The sequence below is a fragment of the Kordia sp. genome (assembly GCF_965224175.1).
Classification (GTDB): domain Bacteria; phylum Bacteroidota; class Bacteroidia; order Flavobacteriales; family Flavobacteriaceae; genus Kordia.
Window position 1 is genome coordinate 1,103,694 of the sequence record NZ_OZ245041.1, and the last position, 19,166, is coordinate 1,122,859.

18 protein-coding genes are annotated in these 19,166 nt (G+C 32.9%); 8 read left to right on the forward strand and 10 right to left on the reverse strand.

Translation table 11 applies throughout. The features are described 5' to 3' along the window. Window positions 1-74: 74 nt before the first annotated feature. The 4 genes from ACOQOS_RS04810 to ACOQOS_RS04825 all read left to right on the forward strand — a co-directional run bounded on the left by ACOQOS_RS04810 (window position 75) and on the right by ACOQOS_RS04825 (window position 2,147). Entirely contained in the window at window positions 75-821 is a 747-nt protein-coding gene (locus ACOQOS_RS04810) for a T9SS type A sorting domain-containing protein (protein WP_420573834.1), read from the forward strand. 110 nt (window positions 822-931) lie between these two features. Further along, window positions 932-1,165, forward strand: a complete 234-nt coding sequence (locus ACOQOS_RS04815; protein WP_420573835.1) for a hypothetical protein — start codon at window positions 932-934, stop codon at window positions 1,163-1,165. 93 nt (window positions 1,166-1,258) lie between these two features. Further along, window positions 1,259-1,780: an OmpH family outer membrane protein gene (locus tag ACOQOS_RS04820; RefSeq protein WP_420573836.1), complete on the forward strand. Its 522-nt coding sequence runs from the start codon at window positions 1,259-1,261 to the stop codon at window positions 1,778-1,780. A gap of 175 nt (window positions 1,781-1,955) precedes the next feature. Next, window positions 1,956-2,147 (forward strand): hypothetical protein, encoded by a 192-nt coding sequence (locus ACOQOS_RS04825; RefSeq protein ID WP_420573837.1) that lies wholly within the window; start codon window positions 1,956-1,958, stop codon window positions 2,145-2,147. Window positions 2,148-2,215: 68 nt separating this feature from the next. Here the strand turns inward: ACOQOS_RS04825 and guaB are convergent, their stop codons facing one another. The 4 genes from guaB to ACOQOS_RS04845 all read right to left on the reverse strand — a co-directional run bounded on the left by guaB (window position 2,216) and on the right by ACOQOS_RS04845 (window position 6,274). After that, the gene (guaB, locus tag ACOQOS_RS04830; protein ID WP_420575130.1) at window positions 2,216-3,691 is read right to left on the reverse strand and encodes an IMP dehydrogenase; all 1,476 of its coding nucleotides are present in this window, start codon (window positions 3,689-3,691) and stop codon (window positions 2,216-2,218) included. Between the two features lie 233 nt (window positions 3,692-3,924). Then, entirely contained in the window at window positions 3,925-4,788 is an 864-nt protein-coding gene (locus tag ACOQOS_RS04835; protein WP_420573838.1) for a hydroxymethylglutaryl-CoA lyase, read from the reverse strand. A gap of 56 nt (window positions 4,789-4,844) precedes the next feature. Further along, a complete protein-coding gene (locus tag ACOQOS_RS04840) occupies window positions 4,845-5,588 on the reverse strand; it encodes a site-2 protease family protein (RefSeq protein WP_420573839.1) in 744 nt (247 codons plus the stop codon). Between the two features lie 62 nt (window positions 5,589-5,650). Continuing rightward, complete coding sequence (locus ACOQOS_RS04845; RefSeq protein WP_420573840.1) at window positions 5,651-6,274, reverse strand: LysE family translocator; 624 nt, start codon at window positions 6,272-6,274, stop codon at window positions 5,651-5,653. A 108-nt stretch (window positions 6,275-6,382) separates the two neighbouring features. On the opposite strand from ACOQOS_RS04845, the gene ACOQOS_RS04850 reads away from it, so the two are divergent. Beyond that, window positions 6,383-7,303 carry a spondin domain-containing protein gene (locus tag ACOQOS_RS04850; RefSeq protein ID WP_420573841.1) on the forward strand — a complete coding sequence of 307 codons (921 nt, stop codon included), beginning with the start codon at window positions 6,383-6,385 and terminating at the stop codon, window positions 7,301-7,303. Between the two features lie 4 nt (window positions 7,304-7,307). On the opposite strand, the gene ACOQOS_RS04855 is transcribed toward ACOQOS_RS04850, so the two are convergent. From ACOQOS_RS04855 to ACOQOS_RS04880, 6 genes are read right to left on the reverse strand one after another with little or no spacing between them, the layout of a single operon-like run. Then, a complete protein-coding gene (locus ACOQOS_RS04855) occupies window positions 7,308-8,327 on the reverse strand; it encodes a quinone-dependent dihydroorotate dehydrogenase (RefSeq protein ID WP_420573842.1) in 1,020 nt (339 codons plus the stop codon). A 50-nt stretch (window positions 8,328-8,377) separates the two neighbouring features. Beyond that, on the reverse strand, window positions 8,378-9,064 hold the full coding sequence (locus ACOQOS_RS04860; RefSeq protein WP_420573843.1) for an ion channel: 687 nt from the start codon (window positions 9,062-9,064) through the stop codon (window positions 8,378-8,380). Then, window positions 9,064-12,180, reverse strand: a complete 3,117-nt coding sequence (locus tag ACOQOS_RS04865) for an efflux RND transporter permease subunit (protein WP_420573844.1) — start codon at window positions 12,178-12,180, stop codon at window positions 9,064-9,066. The genes ACOQOS_RS04860 and ACOQOS_RS04865 overlap by 1 nt, the downstream gene beginning before the upstream one ends. A gap of 20 nt (window positions 12,181-12,200) precedes the next feature. Further along, window positions 12,201-13,283, reverse strand: coding sequence for an efflux RND transporter periplasmic adaptor subunit (locus tag ACOQOS_RS04870; protein ID WP_420573845.1), 1,083 nt, complete (start codon window positions 13,281-13,283; stop codon window positions 12,201-12,203). 25 nt (window positions 13,284-13,308) lie between these two features. Beyond that, window positions 13,309-15,654, reverse strand: a complete 2,346-nt coding sequence (locus tag ACOQOS_RS04875; RefSeq protein WP_420573846.1) for a TolC family protein — start codon at window positions 15,652-15,654, stop codon at window positions 13,309-13,311. Window positions 15,655-15,661: 7 nt separating this feature from the next. After that, the gene (locus ACOQOS_RS04880) at window positions 15,662-16,138 is read right to left on the reverse strand and encodes a hypothetical protein (RefSeq protein WP_420573847.1); all 477 of its coding nucleotides are present in this window, start codon (window positions 16,136-16,138) and stop codon (window positions 15,662-15,664) included. A 143-nt stretch (window positions 16,139-16,281) separates the two neighbouring features. Here ACOQOS_RS04880 and pepT point away from each other — a divergent pair, with 143 nt between their 5' ends. The 3 genes from pepT to ACOQOS_RS04895 all read left to right on the forward strand — a co-directional run bounded on the left by pepT (window position 16,282) and on the right by ACOQOS_RS04895 (window position 19,140). Continuing rightward, complete coding sequence (gene pepT, locus ACOQOS_RS04885; RefSeq protein WP_420573848.1) at window positions 16,282-17,517, forward strand: peptidase T; 1,236 nt, start codon at window positions 16,282-16,284, stop codon at window positions 17,515-17,517. Window positions 17,518-17,645: 128 nt separating this feature from the next. Next, window positions 17,646-18,473, forward strand: coding sequence for a mechanosensitive ion channel family protein (locus ACOQOS_RS04890; RefSeq protein WP_420573849.1), 828 nt, complete (start codon window positions 17,646-17,648; stop codon window positions 18,471-18,473). A 73-nt stretch (window positions 18,474-18,546) separates the two neighbouring features. Beyond that, entirely contained in the window at window positions 18,547-19,140 is a 594-nt protein-coding gene (locus tag ACOQOS_RS04895; protein WP_420573850.1) for a YdeI/OmpD-associated family protein, read from the forward strand. Window positions 19,141-19,166 lie beyond the last annotated feature (26 nt).

A 19,166-nucleotide genomic window follows, 5' to 3' on the forward strand; every position in this document is an offset into this window, starting at 1 on the left:
TTTTAATAAAAAAATAAGAATTTTCAACTTTGTTACTTTCTTTATTTGAGTTATTTTTGGTTAAAATTGAGTTTATGAAAAAAAGTTACTTTACTATTATATGTATGTTTTTTGCAGTTGTAATGTCTGGTCAAGAAGTTATCTCTTTTACCGGATATGATGGCGCGGGAAGTACAGAAACAGCTACCACTGCTACAATTAATGATGAAATTACGATTCGATTTGAAGATTCTGATATTATCAATAATTTCTATACAGAAAATCAAACTTTTATACATATGTATTTAGGTTTAACAACTAATAATGGAAGTTTTCAAGCTATTCCAGGTGTTTTTAGCGATTTGTCATGGCAGCCTGTATTGAATTTGACTGCAGGAGATGGAGATGCTTCTTCTCCAACTAATACATATGAAATTACTTTTACACCAGGAACTTTGTTTCCTTCTTTAGAAGATGAAACTATTTTAGGAATCAATTTTCTATTCCAAAATCAGTTTGGTGGTGGCGGTAATAATCAAACAGTAGATTTATATATTGATTTGGTTGATGCAACACTAAATGCTAGTACATTAAGCACATACGATCATAATAAATCAAAGGTTAGAGCAAATTATAATGGAGGAAGATTACAAATTTCTGGAATCAATACAATATCAAATATTGAGATATATAATTTATTAGGAAAAAGAGTAATTGATTTGAAGAATATTTCCATTAATGGAACTTTTAGTAAATATTTAAATTTACCAAAGAACAATATTTATATTGTGAGAATCTCTTCTCCTGTATTTTCAAAAACATTTAAAATTATATCAAAATAAACCTTGTCCTATATATCTATAGATAAAAGCAGATGATTATCATCTGCTTTTTTTATGTTTTTGCGTGTCAATTTTCTATAAGATAGCTACTTTTGCAAAAAATATTTATTATGGCTCAAGTAAAACTGATTTGGGATTTTAGAGGTCCAAACGGAAAACGTACTGCCGAACATCATTGTATTCATTTGAAAGATTTTATTAAAATGGAAAATATGCATGGAGAAGCTATTAAAGTGGTGGAATTTTCAGAAATGCACACCGCAGCAACCATGATTATCAATGAAGAAGATGTTCCTTTTATGCGTGAAAAATTAAAGCCACATAGAGGACAAAGAGTAAAATAAGACGTTAAAAACGTTAATTTTATGTAATATCATTTTTTTGGTATGATGTTTTCATTACATTAGCCAACTTTGAAAAATAAAAAATTTAATTCGATGAAAATTAAACATTTACTTTACACATTAGCTATCGTATTTTGTTCGTTTGCAGCTTCTGCTCAAACTAAAGTAGGAACTGTGAATATTAACATTCTTGTTTCTAAGTTACCTGAAATTGCACAAGTAAAACAAGGAATGGAAGCGTATGAAAAAGAACTACAAAGCGATTTAAAATTAAAATTAGACGCGTACGGAAAAGAAGTTGAAGAGGCTAATAAAGCTTTTGCAACCATGAATGAGGAAAACAAAAAGAAGAAACAACAGGAAATTTTTGATCTTGAAGCAGATATTCAAAAGTTTAGACAAAATGCTGTACAATTGGTTCAGTTACGTCAAGATGAATTGATGCGTCCTTTATATAAGAAAGTAAGTGATGCTGTAGCAGTAATTTCTAAAGAGGAAAAGTATACGCAAGTTTTTACTCTTGATGGAAATGAGTTAGCATTTGTAGATCCACAATATGACTTAACGATAAAAGTTGCTCAAAAACTTGGATTGAAAGTTGAAGAGAAAAAGTAAGCAATTTTAAAAATATTGAAAAGCCTTGTATTCAAATAGATGCAAGGCTTTTTTTATGATTATACGCGATCTCAAATTTATAAATTTGCGCTACAAACTACTGTTTATCAACCTATTTTCCTTCTTTAGACATTGATGATTTAATATCTTGGCATCAAATCAAAACTAAATAATTATGAAAAAAAGAACTTTAAAAGAAGGACTTAGCTTAAAGAAAACAACAATTTCTGCGCTTTCAGAAAAAGCCATTAAAGGAGGAATTACGACATCTGACATTTATACAAGTCGTTTTGCCGATTTATGCTTTGGAGCAAATACAAGTTATGTTCTTGTTTGTGCGATTCAATGCGCTCCAGAAGATTATTAGGAATAATTTAAGTAAAAAAAGGCAGTTATATGATATAACTGCCTTCTATATATTGTGTATTTTTAAAACTATCGTCTTGAGTAGTTTGGTGCTTCTTTGGTAATAGCAACGTCATGTGGATGACTTTCATTAATTCCACTTGCAGTAATTCTTACAAAGCGTCCATTTTCCTTTAGCGTTTCTACATCTTTTGCTCCACAATATCCCATTCCTGCACGCAATCCACCAATAAACTGGTGAATGCTTTCGTCTAAGTTTCCTTTGTATGGTACACGACCTACAATTCCTTCAGGAACTAATTTTTTGATATCGGCTTCTACATCTTGGAAATAACGATCTTTTGAACCTTGTTTCATAGCTTCTACAGATCCCATTCCACGATATGATTTGAATTTTCTTCCTTCATAAATAATCGTTTCTCCAGGTGATTCTTTGGTTCCTGCTAATAATGAACCTAACATTACAGAATCTGCTCCAGCAGCAATAGCTTTTGGAATGTCTCCTGTGTAACGAATTCCTCCATCTGCAATAACAGGAACTCCACTACCTTTTATTGCCGCAGAAACTTCTAATACTGCAGAAAACTGAGGAAACCCTACTCCTGCCACAACTCTTGTTGTACAAATTGATCCTGGACCAATTCCTACTTTTACAGCATCTGCTCCAGCTTCTACTAAATAACGAGCTGCATCACCAGTAGCAATGTTTCCTACAATAACATCTAAGTTTGGAAATTTTGCTTTTACTTCTTTTAAAACACCAACAACACCTTTTGTATGTCCGTGTGCTGTATCGATAACTACAGCATCAACTCCTGCATTTACTAGTGCTTCTGCTCTATCAACAGCATCAGCCGTAACTCCTAAAGCCGCAGCAACACGCAAACGTCCGTATGAGTCTTTATTAGCGATTGGTTTTTGAGTAACTTTAGTGATATCTCTAAAAGTAATTAATCCTTTTAGTTTGTATTGATCATCAACGATTAAAAGTTTTTCAATTTTATTTTTTTGAAGAATCGCTTCTGCATCTTTTAATGAGGTTCCTTCTGAAGCAGTGACTAAATTTTCGCTTGTCATTACCTCAACAATTGGACGTTGATTGTTGTGCTCAAAGCGTAGATCTCTGTTGGTTACTATTCCTTTTAGGATTCCTTCTTTATCAACGATAGGAATTCCTCCAATACTGTGTTCGCGCATGCTTGCTTTTGCATCAGATACAATTGCAGTAAGTGGTAATGTTACCGGATCGATAATCATTCCACTTTCCGCACGCTTTACCTTTCTTACTTTTTGCGCTTGTCTCTCAATCGTCATGTTTTTGTGTAAAACACCGATTCCACCTTCACGAGCCATTGCAATTGCCATTGCAGACTCCGTAACCGTGTCCATCGCTGCCGATATGATAGGAACATTGATTGTTATATTTCTTGTAAATTTTGTTTGAATGTTGACTTCTCTTGGAAGAACTTCGGAGAAGGCAGGAACTAATAATACATCGTCGTATGTAAGTCCTTCACCTAGAATTTTGTTGTTGTGTGCTGTCATGGTGCAATTAAAATATAATTGCATGCGAATATACTACTTTTTGCGTAATTACCACTAATGACAATCGTACATAACAATTTATTAATGCTAGAAGGTGGTTTTTTGGGTTTTGGGTTTTGGGTTTTGGGTTTTGGGTTTTGGTAAATTTGTCTGTTCTATTTTTAAAATCAAAATATTCTTAACTAGGTTTTAATTAATATTTGAAATTTCTTTAAACCTAATCTCTAGAAATTCTAATGATAATAATTAAAAATCTTTGAAGCTTCGTTGTAAGAAGATTCGAAACTCATTGCTTGAACACCTGTGTTTGCTTTGGCAGCTGTAAAGTAAGACACCATTTTTTCCGTTGGCATATTTCCTGTTAGTTCGTCTTTTGCCATCGGGCAACCTCCAAATCCTTGAATAGCGCCATCAAAACGTCTGCAACCTGCTTTGTAAGCTGCATCTACTTTTTCGTGCCATGAACTTGGTGTTGTGTGTAAATGAGCTCCAAATTCAATTTCAGGATATTTTGGAATTAGGTTTGCGTATAAGTAATCGATCACTTCTGGCGTCGAAGAACCTATGGTATCTGATAGAGACAAGATTTTAACGCCCATTTTAGAGAGTTTTTCTGTCCACTCTCCTACGATTTCTACATTCCAAGGATCTCCATACGGATTCCCAAATCCCATAGATAAATACGCAACTACTTCTTTGTTTGTTTTTGCTGCAATGTTTAAAATTTCCTGTAATGTTTGTATGGATTGCGCAATAGTTTTGTGCGTGTTACGCATTTGAAAGTTTTCTGATATAGAAAACGGATATCCTAGGTATTGAATTTCTGGATGCGTACTAGCATCATTTGCGCCACGAACATTCGCAACAATAGCTAATAACTTGCTTTTTGTAGTTGATAAATCTAATTTAGATAAAACCTCAGCCGTATCAACCATTTGAGGAATGGCTTTTGGCGATACAAAACTTCCAAAGTCAATCGTGTCAAAACCTACACGAAGTAATGACTGAATGTATTGTGCTTTTTTTTCTGTTGGAATAAACATCTTGATACCTTGCATGGCATCTCGTGGGCATTCTATTATTTTAATGTTTTCCATAGAATGTCAAAGATACATAACGAAAACGTTTTAGGAAATATTTTTTAGCACAGTTTTTAGTATCGAAATAACCAAGGTCCTAAATAATTGAACCATAGTACAAAACCTGAGATTCCTCCTAAAAATCCCGCAAGGATACATGTGAATCGATATTTTTTGGGTAAAATCATAAAGATTACAAAACTAGCAATGACAGCACCTAACATCGCTGTCATGATTGGAACTGTCCATTGATTGAAACCTAAGTAGCTAGATATATGAAATTCATCTCCACTGAAACTTTTTTTTCCTTTGATTATGTAACTGACACCTGCCATAACTGTATTAAACACTTCTCTTAACACAAAAAGCGATAGAAATAGAGCTAACCAATCTATCCATTTGAATTCTTCTGCCGTTCTTCTACTTCTGTATGCTAAAATGAATAAACCTATAAAACAAGTTAGTATTGTTTGTGCTGGTCCGCCAAGAGTGATGTAAAAGTTATGTTCAGGATTGGTTGGGAATTTGAATTTGATCTTATCATAAAGCTCGTTTGCTTGCTTTTTTTCTTCTTCTGAGAATTTATCATAGGCACCTATTTCCTTGAACATTTTTCGCCAAGCGAGCACATCTTTGTCTTTAGAGAATCCTTGGTGATTGTGAGACATACTTCCATAACTCAACGTTGTTTCGTAACCTAAACTTTCCGCCACAGCGATATGACCTAATTCATGAGTTTGTGTACCAATGATCGTAAATAGTACAAATCCGAGCGTTAAACTCAAGAATAACTTTCTATTTATTTTTAGAAAAATCATATGAAATAGTTATAAAAACTAAGCTTCTTTTTGTATTCATCTAAATAATGAACAATCTGTTTTTACTCTGTAATCATGATGTAGATTGCGATTCCAACAAAAACAATAATTTGCAACCATTTCATGTATACACCAATGTTTTTATTTTTTTTGATTGTTTCTGAAATGGTTCCCGCTAAAATAGCAATCGCTCCAAAAACGACAAAAGACACTAAAATAAATAGCAGTCCTAATATATAGAATTGAAGGACTTTATTCATGGTATCACTGAATAAGAATCCTGGAAATAACGCCAAAAAGAACAGTGTTACTTTCGGATTCAATACATTCATAATGAAACCTTGTTTGAACAATTCGAACATGCTTTTTTGCGGTACTGCATCACTTCCTAGTTCAATGTCGCCCGAACTTCTAAATACTTTGTAGGCAAGATATAGTAAGTATAACGCTCCAAAAAGCTTGATGATAAAGAATAAAGTAGGATTTTGTTTTAGAATCGTTGATGCTCCAAAAGCAACTATTGATGTATGAATGATACATCCTGTCATTAAACCTAACACGGTTGCTATTCCGTATTTACGACCATTTACAATGCTTTGCATCATGACGTAAATATTATCAGGTCCCGGCGTGATTGCGAGTAACGATGTTGCCGCTATAAATCCTAAGAGTATTTCTATATTCAAAAGTGTTATTTTTAAGCTTATAAAAGTATGTTTTTTTAATTTAACACATCGTATTTTGTAATGAACTTAGCTTTCTAAACGACATAATTATAAGATATATCTAAACTCATGAAAGCAATTAATACATTTTTATATACTTGCGTTTTTATTCTTTTATCCGTTTCTGCTTCTGTAGCGCAAACAGAAACTGCAAATTATACTGTTACTTTTCAAGGAACTTGGAGTGATATGACGCATCCTATTGCTAATTTCCCTTCGAATGCACATTGGTCTGATTTGGTTGGCGTTACACATAATAGCAATGTTGTTTTTGTTGGCGCAGGATTGTTTGCCACTTTAGGAATTGAAAATGTAGCAGAAGGTGGAATTGATGACGATTTTAATGAAGAAATTCAGAATGCAATTACGGCTGGTAATGCACATATTTCTATTGATCAACCTTTTGATGTTTTTTCTCCAACAAGTAGTGCATCAGTTAGTATTACAGCCGATAAAGATTTTCCTTTACTTTCGTTAGCTTCTATGATTGCACCTAGTCCAGATTGGATGATTCAAGTAAATAGTTTATCATTACTAGACAATAATGGAAATTGGATTCCTTCTATTACGATGGATTTATTTCCGTATGATGCAGGTACAGAAGAAGGCGATACATATTCTTTTAATAATCCTGAGACCATTCCGCAAGAACCTATTAGTAGTTTGCAAAATATTGCTCCTTTTTCAAATGAAAAGGTAGGAACACTTACTGTTTCATTGGTTTCTTTAGGAGTTGATGATATTGCAGAGAAAACACCTATTTACATTAGTACTGACGTAGCCACAAAGTCAATTCAGATTTATAATACTAGCAATACAAGAATTCAACAGATTGAAATTTATGACGCATTTGGCAATCGTATCAAACAGTCTCGTTCATCAACTAATGAAACACGTGAAGTTATTAGTCTTCCAAGTGTTAAAAGTGGTTTGTATTTTATTAAATTACGATCAGAGAATGGCACAATTACCAAAAAAGTAGTATTCTAAATGTTTATTGATTTTTTAGAATCTGCTTGTTGATGTCTTTAATTAGTTTTGGTCCTTGATAGATAAATCCTGTGTATAATTGCACTAAATCTGCTCCAGCTTCAATTTTTTCTAAAGCATCTTTTGCGGAATGAATTCCTCCTACTCCAATAATTGGAAAGGCTTTGTTACTTTTTTCTGCTAAGAAACGAATGACTTCTGTAGAGCGATTTGTTAATGGTTTTCCACTCAATCCGCCCATTTCTTCTTTTTCTGCTGATTGCAAACCTTCACGCGATATTGTTGTATTGGTTGCTATGACTCCTGCAATTTTTGTATCCGCCACAATTTCAATGATATCTTCTAATTGTTCGTTTGTTAAATCTGGTGCAATTTTGAGTAAGATTGGTTTTGGTGCTTCTTTCTTTTTGTTCATTGTTTGAAGCGTTGTCAAAAGTTTTGTCAACGGTTCTTTGTCTTGCAATGCGCGTAAGTTTGGTGTGTTTGGCGAACTTACATTGACAACAAAATAATCAACATGAGGAAATAAAGCTTCAAAACATATTTTATAATCTTCTACCGCATCTTCATTTGGCGTGACTTTATTTTTCCCGATGTTTCCACCAATTAATACACCTTTGTTTTTCTTTAAACGTGTTACCGCTTCATGAACGCCTCCATTGTTGAATCCCATACGATTGATGATGGCTTCATCTTGTTTCAAACGGAACAGTCGTTTTTTAGGGTTTCCTGCTTGTGGTTTTGGTGTTAATGTTCCTATTTCTATAAAACCAAATCCAAAGTTTGATAATTCATTATAAAGTTTGGCATCTTTGTCAAATCCAGCAGCTAAACCTACAGGATTTTTAAATTTTAAACCAAAAACAGTACGTTCTAAGCGTTTGTCATTTACTGTATAGATTCCTCTGAAAATACTTGAAACTAAAGGAATCTTACATAGTGTGCGAATTAAAGAAAAGGTAAAATGATGTACTTTTTCTGGGTCAAATAGAAAAAGGATGGGTTTTACAAAAAATTGGTACATGTTGTATTGTTTGTGCAAAAATAGTCTAATTTTCAGAAGTCAAAATATATTTAATCACTATTTTTCATGACAGAAACATTTATATATTTTGCAACCACAACTGAAGTGATAATAATCACATAAAATTGTCCTACTAAGCCAATTAAAACTACAGCTTTTTGTGCAATTGGCGTTACAGGAATAATATCTCCGTAGCCAATAGTTAGCAAAGTGATGTACGCATAATACATTAGACTATCAAAGCGAACATCTAAGCTTTGTCCATCTAACAATACTCCTGTAAAGGAATCGGGTTCTATTAATTCTATAGATAAGAGCATAAAAAATGCTAGAAAACCTAATGAAATATAACCGCTCATTAAACCGATGATTACTGTTTTATCTACCTTTTTTTCATGCCATACTTGTTCTATGGTATGTAATGTTACTATAATATAGAAGATGAAATATACAGACAATCGCATCAATGTAAATTCACTTTTTTCAACTTCTATGAAGAGACTGCTTCCAAAAGCAATGATAGCAACAACAATTAAAATGATTAAAAACCACATTGTTTTTTTCTTCTTGGACACTAATAGTATACCACTAGCAATATTGAGTATAAAAAGTGCTGGTAATAAGAGCAACTGAAAGAAGTCGTAAGGAAAAAACAACGATCCGAACAGAATAAAAAACTGTGTCGCTATAAACAATTCGAATCGATGTTTGTATAAGTATGTTTTTATGGAATCCATTAGTCTTCTAATAGGTTTTCATTGAATTCATAGTTCTTGTAATTCACTCTAAATAGAGCACTGTACAAGGCAGGAATGAATAGTAGTGTAATTACAGTTCCAAATAATAAACCTACCATAATGCTTACAGCCATTCCTTCCCACATTTCTCCTCCACTCAGGTATAAAGGAATTAATCCTAATACAGTAGTAAATGTAGCTAATAATATAGGTCTGAAACGTTGTAAACAGGCAGCAATGACAGCATCTTGCTCAGTACGTTTTAATTCGTTTTGTTCTATTTCCATACGATCTATCAATACAATAGCATTGTTTATGACAATTCCCGCCAAGGAAATTACACCTAAGAAAGGCATAAAACCAAATGGTTCTTGAAAAATTAGTAAACCAATCACAACACCAATGACACCAAGTGGAATTGTTAAAACCACCATTGTCATTTTTCTGAAGGAATTGAACTGAATGATCAGTAACATTATTATAATAAATCCTGATAAAGGTAAATATGAGATTACAGAACCCATACTTTCCGCAGAACTTTTTGCATCTCCTCCAAATTCATAGGTATAGCCTTGTGGCCAAGTTTTCATTTGTTCTTCCAACCATGGCGTAATTTCTGCGGTTATAGCAGAAGCATTTCCTCCTTCTCGTAATTCACTTGTGATATTGATGGTTCTTCGTAAGTCTAATCGTTTTATTTTTGAGTATTGCCATTGCGGAATAATCGTTGCAACTTGTAATAATGGCACACTTTTTCCTGAGTTTTGTGCATAGATATTTAAAGTTTCTAAAGACGCTAAAGATTGTTGCTGACTTGCATTGCTACGCATTAAAATAGGAATAGACTTGTCTTCTTCTCGGTATTCTCCTGTTTGGAATCCATCTAACACTGTTTGTAATGAAGTTGCAATATCTTGACTAGAAACTCCAGCGGTTTGCGCTCTGTTTTGATCTATTTGAATGAGAAACTTTTTACTTTTTGGTCCCCAATCATCTTTAATGTTTTTTGTACCGAAAATATGAAACAACTCTGTTTTTACACTTTCAGAGATATCTGCTAATTTATCAGGATTGTCTCCAGATACTTTGATTTCTATTGGTGTTCCGCCGCCGCCAGCTGCTAATGATCCTACTTTAATATCTGCATTTGGAAAGTTTTCAAAACCAAATTTATCTAGTTTTGCTATCATTGCGTTGTTGTCATTAAAAGACGATGTATTGACTAAGATATGCGCGTAACTTGAATTAGCTTCATCTTGTGAATATCCTAAATCATATGATTCTGGTCCTTGACCAATGTATGACGACCAATCTACAATTCCAGTAATTCTTGAATCGTTTATTTGTAAAGAATCTGTCATGTATTGTTCTAGTTTCTTTACCAAATCGGTAGTGACTTCTATTTTTGTTCCTGCAGGCAAGTTTATGTCTACTGTAATCATATTTCGATCACTGTCTGGAAAGAAAAGAAATTCAATTTTTGTAAATCCATATAATGAAACAAAGAATGCAAGGAAAATTCCAATAATTACTTTGTATTTGTTTGTCAGTGCTGATAGAATTAAATTTTTATAGTATCCTTTTAATTTGTTTATGATTTTATCTATAAAACTAGGTTTCTTTTCCCCTTTTGGCGCTACTTTTAGGAATAAGTAACAAAACATTGTAATTACTGTTAGAGCAATAATCCAAGAAGATAGTAATGCTATGGTAATTACCACAAAAATTGGTCCTACAATGTCTCCCATAGATGTTGGTGACATATAGAAAGCTAGAAACGCTGCGGAAGTCGTCAATGTTGAAATAAGCAATGGCATCCAAAGTTCTGAGAATGCTTGTACAGCAGCTTTTTTTTTCTGAATTCCTTGTTCCAACTTTACCATAATAGTTTCCGCGACGACAATGGCATTATCAACCAACATTCCTAACGCCATGATTAATGCAGCTAATGTCACCTGATTTAATCCCATATTGATTACTCCCATAATCATTAGCGTCATGATGGTAACTATAGGTATTAAACTCGCAATGATGAATCCTGTGCGTAATCCTAAGAAAACTAACATAACTACAAGTACAATTCCTATGGATTGCATTAGGTTTGTAATGAAGTTCTGAACTTTATTGTCTATGTAAGTATCTAATGAAGATACACGTGTAAGCTCTAGTCCAACTGGTAATTTTGATTTCCAAAGATTGACAACTTTATCAACTTCTTCTCCAAGTTTTATTACGTTTGAATTTTCTTTTAGATTTACATGAATAGAAACCGCATCTTTACCATTTAATCGCACTTTTTGTGTTGGCGGATCTATATATCCTTTACGAATAGTTGTAATATCTCCAAGTTTTACCAATTGCGAACCATTGGCTCCTACTGGAATAAGCATTTCTCGAATTTCTGCAACGGAGTTGAAGTTTCCTGTCGGTTCTAAAATGACACGTTCTTCACCTGTATTTATTTGTCCTCCAGAACTCAATATGTTGGTAGTTGCAATAATTTGCTGAAGTTTAGATGCAGATAAACCATATTCTTTGAGTCGTGTATTATCAAATTCAACAAATACACGTTCTTCTTGTGTTCCTCCTAGTACTACTTTGGCAGCATCTGGAAGTTTTATCAAATCATCTTTTATATCGTCTGCATATTCTTTCATTTCTGCATACGAATATCCATCAGAAGTAATTCCAACAACAATTCCATATACGTCACCAATTCCATCATCTTGTAAATTAGGACGCACACCATCTGGCAATCCTTCTAAGTCATTTATTTTTCTGCGTAAACGATCCCAAACTGCTTGAAGTTTTTCTTCTGCTACTTCATCTTTTAAAGTTACCGCTACTACCGATAATCCAGTTCTGGAAGTACTTGTCACTTCTTTTAACTCAGGAAGTTCTTGTGCTAATTTTTCAATTTTATCAGATACCAATTGTTCTACACGTTCAGGACTTGCACCAGGAAAAACAGATACTACTGAAGCAACACGTATGGTAAATGGCGGCATACTATCTCTTGATAAACCTGAATACATTACAACTCCCATGAGGATAATTGTAAGCAACACCATGATCGTGATTCTATTCTTTTCTATGGAAAATTTTGCTAAATTCATATGATTATAGTGTTGATCGGTTATTGTAATTTAACTTCTTGACCATTTAATAAAGTTTGCAAACCAGCTGTTGCAATTTTTTGCCCTACTTGTAATCCTGATGTTACTTCAAACCCTTCTGGAGTTAAGGTTCCAATACTTATTTTTTGCTTTTTAACTTTTGCATTATCGTCTGTTCCTTCTATCAAAAACACAAAACGTCCGTTGCTATCTTCTCCAACAGCATTTGCAGGAACCACTAAGGTTTTATTGTTTACTTTACGATCTCCAAAATCGAATGTAACATTTGCCGTCATTCCGCTTTTTATTTTATCTGAAGGATTGTTTAGTTTTACGCGCACTGGATATGTTGCTGTGTTTGGATCTACAGCAGGAGAAATTTCAGTTACTTTCGCTTGAAATTTTTCATCTGTTAATGACGAGAAATTTACAGATACATTCATTCCATTTGTGACACCATTAATGACGCTTTCTGGAATTCCGATTGTGATTTCCATATCACTTCCAGAGTTTAGTGTAGCAATTAATTGTCCCGTAGATACATTTTCATCTATTTCCGCATCAACTGTTGCAATAGTACCATTTTCAGGAGCATATAAATACCCATATCGTATTTGTTCTTTTTGTATTGCCAAACCTCTTTTTGAAGATTTATAGCTTTCAGATGCAGTTTTGTATGAATTTTTAGCTGCTTCAAAATCGCTCAAAGAAGTACTTCCTTTTTCATATAAAGTACGTACTCTGTCCAAACTTAATTTTGCGGTGTTTAATTGTGATTCAGCGCTATTTACTTGTGTTAAAGACTGTTCATAAGACAATCGCGCAGCCACGTTATCTAGCTTACCTAGCAATTGCCCTTTCTTAACTTTTTGCCCAAGTTTTGCATTAAGTTCAGTAATGATTCCTGAGTTTCTAAAGCTCATTTTTATAATTTTATCTGTTTGAGCAGTTCCACTGAACGATCTTATTTTTTCACCTCCTAAATAACCAACTTCTTGATATTTTACAGGACGTTTTAGTTGTTCTTGCTTCTTCTCTTCTTCTCCACAAGAAGTGAACGTTACTACTAATACTATTAATAATATGTTATATAAATATTTCATCGGTACGGGATTTTGCGGTAGATTGTTAGTTTTTATTGTTTAAAAATTCTAAAAAGCGTTGTCTGAATTTTGTATTTTCAACTTCAGAGTTTAGCAAGAAATAATATCCTAGATAGCGCTCTAGTTGCAATGCATTGATTAAGTAATTATAGACAGCATTGGTTCTTGATAATTGTGCGTTTAGGTAATTGTTTTGCGCATCTAAGAGTTGTACAACATTTACAGCTCCATTGGAATATGAAGTTTGTGTGAGTTCTAGAGATTCTTTTGCTGTAGCTTCTGAAACTTTAGATAATTCAATGTTTGATATTTGATTGACAAGGTTTAATACACTGTTTCTAATATTAGCAGAAATAGATAGTTCTGTATTATCACGATTTATTTCTAGTTGGTCTTTTTGAATAATTGCAATTTGCTTGTTAATATTCGTTTTATTCTGATTGAATATAGGAATAGATATGTTTACACCTACATTATAGTTTCCGTCAGGTACAGCAGGAAAACCTGTTGGGAATGTACTTCCAACTCCAGAACGGCTAAATGTTCTATTATACTGACCTTGCAAAGCAACTGTTGGTAAAAAACGTCCGCTTCCATTCAGTTGAATATTTCGTTCTGTAGCTTCTAAGTTATATCCTAAGACTTTTAATTCTGGCGCATTTTTCTTTGCTTCTTCTATTAAAAATTCAATAAAAGGTTCTCTTAGTTTTGGATCATCTAACAGTTCAGTAATTTGATCGTAATTATAATTTTCAAAGATGCCTTTATCTAATTCTACATCTTCAATTTCTATTTCGGTTTCAATCGGATTGTTTAATAGTTGGTTTAATGCTATAAATGCTTGTTCTAATTGATTTACGGCTTCTACCATTGATTGCGTGTTTTGTGCCATTTCACTTCGAAAACGCAACATATCTGATTTTCCAGATTGTCCAGCATCAAAATTTTGTTCTGCCAACTGTAAATTTCGTTTAGTTAACCCTAAGTTACGAAGTTGTATTTGTGCATTAGCCTTTAAAATCAATGCATTAAAGTATGCGTTTGAAGCATTAAAAATGGTCGTTAGCTCTTCTGCATTGTAATTTTCTTGTTGTGCTTTTTGTAAATTCTTTTGAATGTCAATGTTTGCATTAGCCGATTCAGAAAAAATCGTTTGCTGTAATGTGAGGTTTCCAGCTGTTGAAAATTCAGGGCTTTGTCCGTTACTTACTTCTGCTAAGTTTGGATCTACATAAGTTCCTGTGGCTGCTGCGGTAAGACTCGGCAAATAATTACTTTTTGCTGTTTTTATATCTTGACTCGTAAGATCAATATCTTTTTGTAAAGACTGTAGTGATAAATTTTTATCCAATACACCTTCTATTACAGTAAGCAAATTGTATTGTTTTTGAGAGATTGCATTTTTAAAATCTCCCACAAAATCTGTATCATTTATTAAACTATATTTTATAGGAACATTTACCAATTCACTAGTATTATAATTGATGGTTAGCCTAGAGTTATACTCTATGAAAACTGATTGTTCCGAAAGTAGTGTACCATTTATATACGCTTCTACAATCAAAGAAATTCTACGCATAAATTGATCAAAATTATCTTCAGCCTGATTGGTTGCCATCAATCCTGCTTTCACCTGATCGATTCCATTAATGGTAAACGACGGAATTTTTTTAGTAATAAAAGTTTGCGCTAAGGCTTTTACTTCATCTTCTTTTAGAAAAAATCCTCCCGCAATATATGCCGCATCTACATCTGATAAATTATTGGTAATATCTGATACTGACGAAAATGGAATAATTTTATATTCAGCTTCCAAGCTTTTTGCAATAGGATCAAACGTTTGTTGTAATTGCAAAACCTCAACGAGTTGTTGTTCTATGATAATTCCAACTTTTTTGAAATTTGTCAATTCTTTCAGTTTCTTTAAATCTTCTTTGAAGGAATCAGAATTAATCAAGTATGTAAAATTATCAACTCCGGAAGTTTTTTTAGACAGATCAACACTTGCAATATCCTGATTTACAGCTCCAAATAAGATCGTAGGTTTTGGATATGTTTGCTGCTGATTTATAATTACACTATTCATTACACCAAACGCCAAAATAATATCTGTTTCATTCTGTAAAAGTGTTGTGTAGTTTTGCTGTGCTTTTTGTAAATCATAATTATTAACCAGAATATGCTGTTCTGAAAAATTAATAATTGCATCTTCTCCTACAACTGCTTTAATCTGTGTTTTTAGTTGTTCTAATAAAGGATTGACTTCCTTGGTTCTGTTATCTAACAGAATTCCAATATCATACGTTTTTTTGACTTGAGCAAAAGTCAAAGTTGCACATAAAAAAAGTGCGAGTGAAAAAAAGTTTTTCATAATATGCTTAGTTCTCTTTTAAAATATTTTTAAAATGAAGTGCTAGTTTTTGCTGTACAAAACCTAAAACATCTTCACTAAATAGAATGCTTTTCTCTAAATAATTATTAACTATTGAATCGTTATCTTCTCTTAACTCCAATACTTGTTCAAATAATTTAGATTGATGTTTATATGCTTCCAACACCAAACTAATTCGTTCTATCAATCCTTCTACATTCAAATAAAATAAACGAAGCCGCTTATTATTCTTATCATATACATAACTTACTTCTCCTATATTATCTAGAAAAGAAAGTCCCTTACTCGTGGCACTTTTGCTGATATTTAACTCTGTTTTTATTTCCTCAAAGGTGAAATACTTCTGATCGGACGTATAAAAAAGTCCTAACATTCTACCTGCAATTGGAGGATAATTGTCATTCACTAACAATTCTCCAAAACTATTTATGATATCTTTTTTTAACTTTTCTTTGGTTTCCATGACGCGAAACTATAACAAAGTTTCCATATTTGGAAACAAAAATTTAATTATTTTTAATATTAATAATCAATAAGTTACAAAATTCAACTCATAATACTAGATATGACTTTCAAAATATCTTATTTTTGAAAAAAAGATTACACATGCAACATATCATAGATAGATTCATAAGTTATGTAACTATTGACACAGAATCTGATGCAACTTCAGAAACAACTCCAAGCACAGAAAAACAATGGGATTTAGCCAACTTATTAGTTGACGAACTAAAACGAATTGGCTTATCTGATGTTACTATTGACGAAAACGCCTATATCATGGCAACTTTACCTAGTAATGTAGATCATGAAGTACCTACAATTGGCTTTGTTTCACATTTTGATACTTCACCAGATTTCACTGGAGCTAATGTGAATCCGCAAATTGTCCCAAATTATGATGGAAAAGACATTGTGTTAAACGCTGCACAAAATATTGTACTTTCTCCAGATTATTTTGAAGATTTATTACTCTATAAAGGACAAACATTAATTACTACTGACGGTACTACTCTACTCGGTGCTGATGATAAAGCTGGTATTTGTGAAATTGTTTCTGCCATGGAATACTTAATAAATCATCCAGAAATAAAACACGGTACAATTCGTATTGGCTTTACTCCAGATGAAGAAATTGGTCGTGGAGCACATAAATTTGATGTTGAAAAATTTGGTGCTGAATGGGCGTATACTATGGATGGAAGTCAAATTGGCGAGTTAGAATATGAAAATTTCAATGCTGCTGGGGCAACCATCGATATTAAGGGTAAAATTGTACATCCTGGTTATGCAAAAGGAAAGATGATCAATTCTATTTTAATTGCTAACGAAATCATTAATTCATTACCAGCCAACGAAATTCCGCAAGAAACAACTGGTCGTGAAGGTTTTTATCATTTACAGACAAGTACTGGAAGCGTAGAAGAATCTTCATTAGCGTACATTATTCGTGATCATGACAAAGCAAAGTTTGAAGCACGAAAAGAATTGCTAGAAAAAATCGTTGCAGATATCAATAGCCGTTATACGTACGACCCTATAACACTTGTTATAAAAGATCAATATTATAACATGAAAGAAAAGGTAGAACCTGTATTTCATATTGTAGAAATTGCAGAAGAAGCAATGAAATCACTAGGCATTAAACCGCTTATCAAACCTATTCGCGGAGGAACAGATGGCTCACAATTATCATTTATGGGCTTACCATGTCCAAATATCTTTGCTGGCGGACATAATTTTCACGGACGTTACGAATATGTTCCAGTAGAAAGTATCTTAAGTGCTATCGATGTTATTGTGAAAATTACAGAGCTTACAGCTGAAAAGTATAAAAAATAGTACGTTTTACGACGTTAATCGATTTTTTTCCTTGCTACATCGATCCTTATTATTTTATGTGTTTGTAAGAATTTAACTAACTGAGTCTTTGCTATTTTTGAGTAAATAACCTTAAAAACAAAGACATTATGGGAAATACGATTACAGATTCATTAAGCAAATTCTATGACGCAATTGCTGTTGGAATTGGCGATTGGGGATTGAAACTTGTTGGTGCTTTAGCTGCTTTAATTATTGGTTTCTGGATTATTAGAATGATTATGAAAGCGGTTTCAAAAGCATTTGAAACACGTCATGTAGACGAAACGTTACGACCATTTTTATTAACCTTAATTGGTTTTATACTTAAAATCGTTTTATTAATTTCTATAGCAGGAATTGTTGGAATTCCTACAGCTTCTTTTGCGGCATTAATTGCAGGTATTGGAATTGCTATTGGAGCAGCATTTAACGGTTCACTAGGACATTTAGCTTCTGGTGTAATGTTACTTATATTTAGACCTTTTAAAGTTGGTGATCTAATTAAAACGAATGATGCTTTCGGATTTGTAAAAGAAATTTCTGTGTTTGTAACTGTGATAGAAACATTCCAAAACGAAACCGTAATTGTACCAAACGGAGCAATTACAGCCAATAAGATTACAAATCTTACCAAAATAGGAAACTTACGTATTGATATGCCTTTTGGAATTCAGTACGGAACAGATATAAAAAAAGCGAAAGAAATTGTTGCAGACGTTCTTAAAAACGATAAAAACGTATTAGAAACACCAGCAGCAAGAGTTGCTGTAAACAATTTAGGAGCAAATGGTATTGAGCTATTAGCAATGCCATACGTTGATTGTGAAAACTACTGGGATGTGTATTGGGATACGCGTCAAAAAATTGTAGAAGCTTTAGGAGAAGCCAATTATGAAGCTCCTTTTGCACAACGTATTGTAACTATGAAACAATAACAAATATCCATACTAAATACAAAAAAGCTACTTTTTAAGTAGCTTTTTTTATTTTAGTACAAACTTTCATGAGATGAAAAAATTCAAATCTGTTTCAGCATATTTGCAAAGCTTTCCTGAATGGGAAGATATATTACAATTATTACAAAGTATTATTCTTGAAAATCCAGATGTAACAGAAACTTTGAAATGGAGCATTCCCGTGTATACAGTCAATGGAAAAAATGTATTAGGATTAGGAGCTTTTAAAACGCATACGGCTATATGGTTTTTTCAAGGTGCTTTATTAAAAGATAAAGACAATGTATTAGTCAATGCGCAAGAAGGTAAAACGCAAGCCATGAGACATTGGAAGTTTTTTAAAGACGATACTGTTCCTATAGATTTAGTAAAAAAGTATATTGAAGAAGCCGTTCAAAATCAGAAAGACGGAAAAACTGTTGTGATAAAAAAAAGCAAGACTGTAACACTTCCTGAAGAATTGCTAACTGCTTTTAAGGCTAACAATGATTTACATGAAGCTTTTGAAAAACTATCCAATTACAAGCAAAAAGAATACATAGAATATATTTCAACAGCAAAAAGAAGTGCTACAAAAGAAAGTCGCTTACAAAAGATAATTCCCATGATTATAGCTGGTAAAGGTTTGAATGATAAATACAGGTAACATCGTTCTAAAAATCAATTCATGAA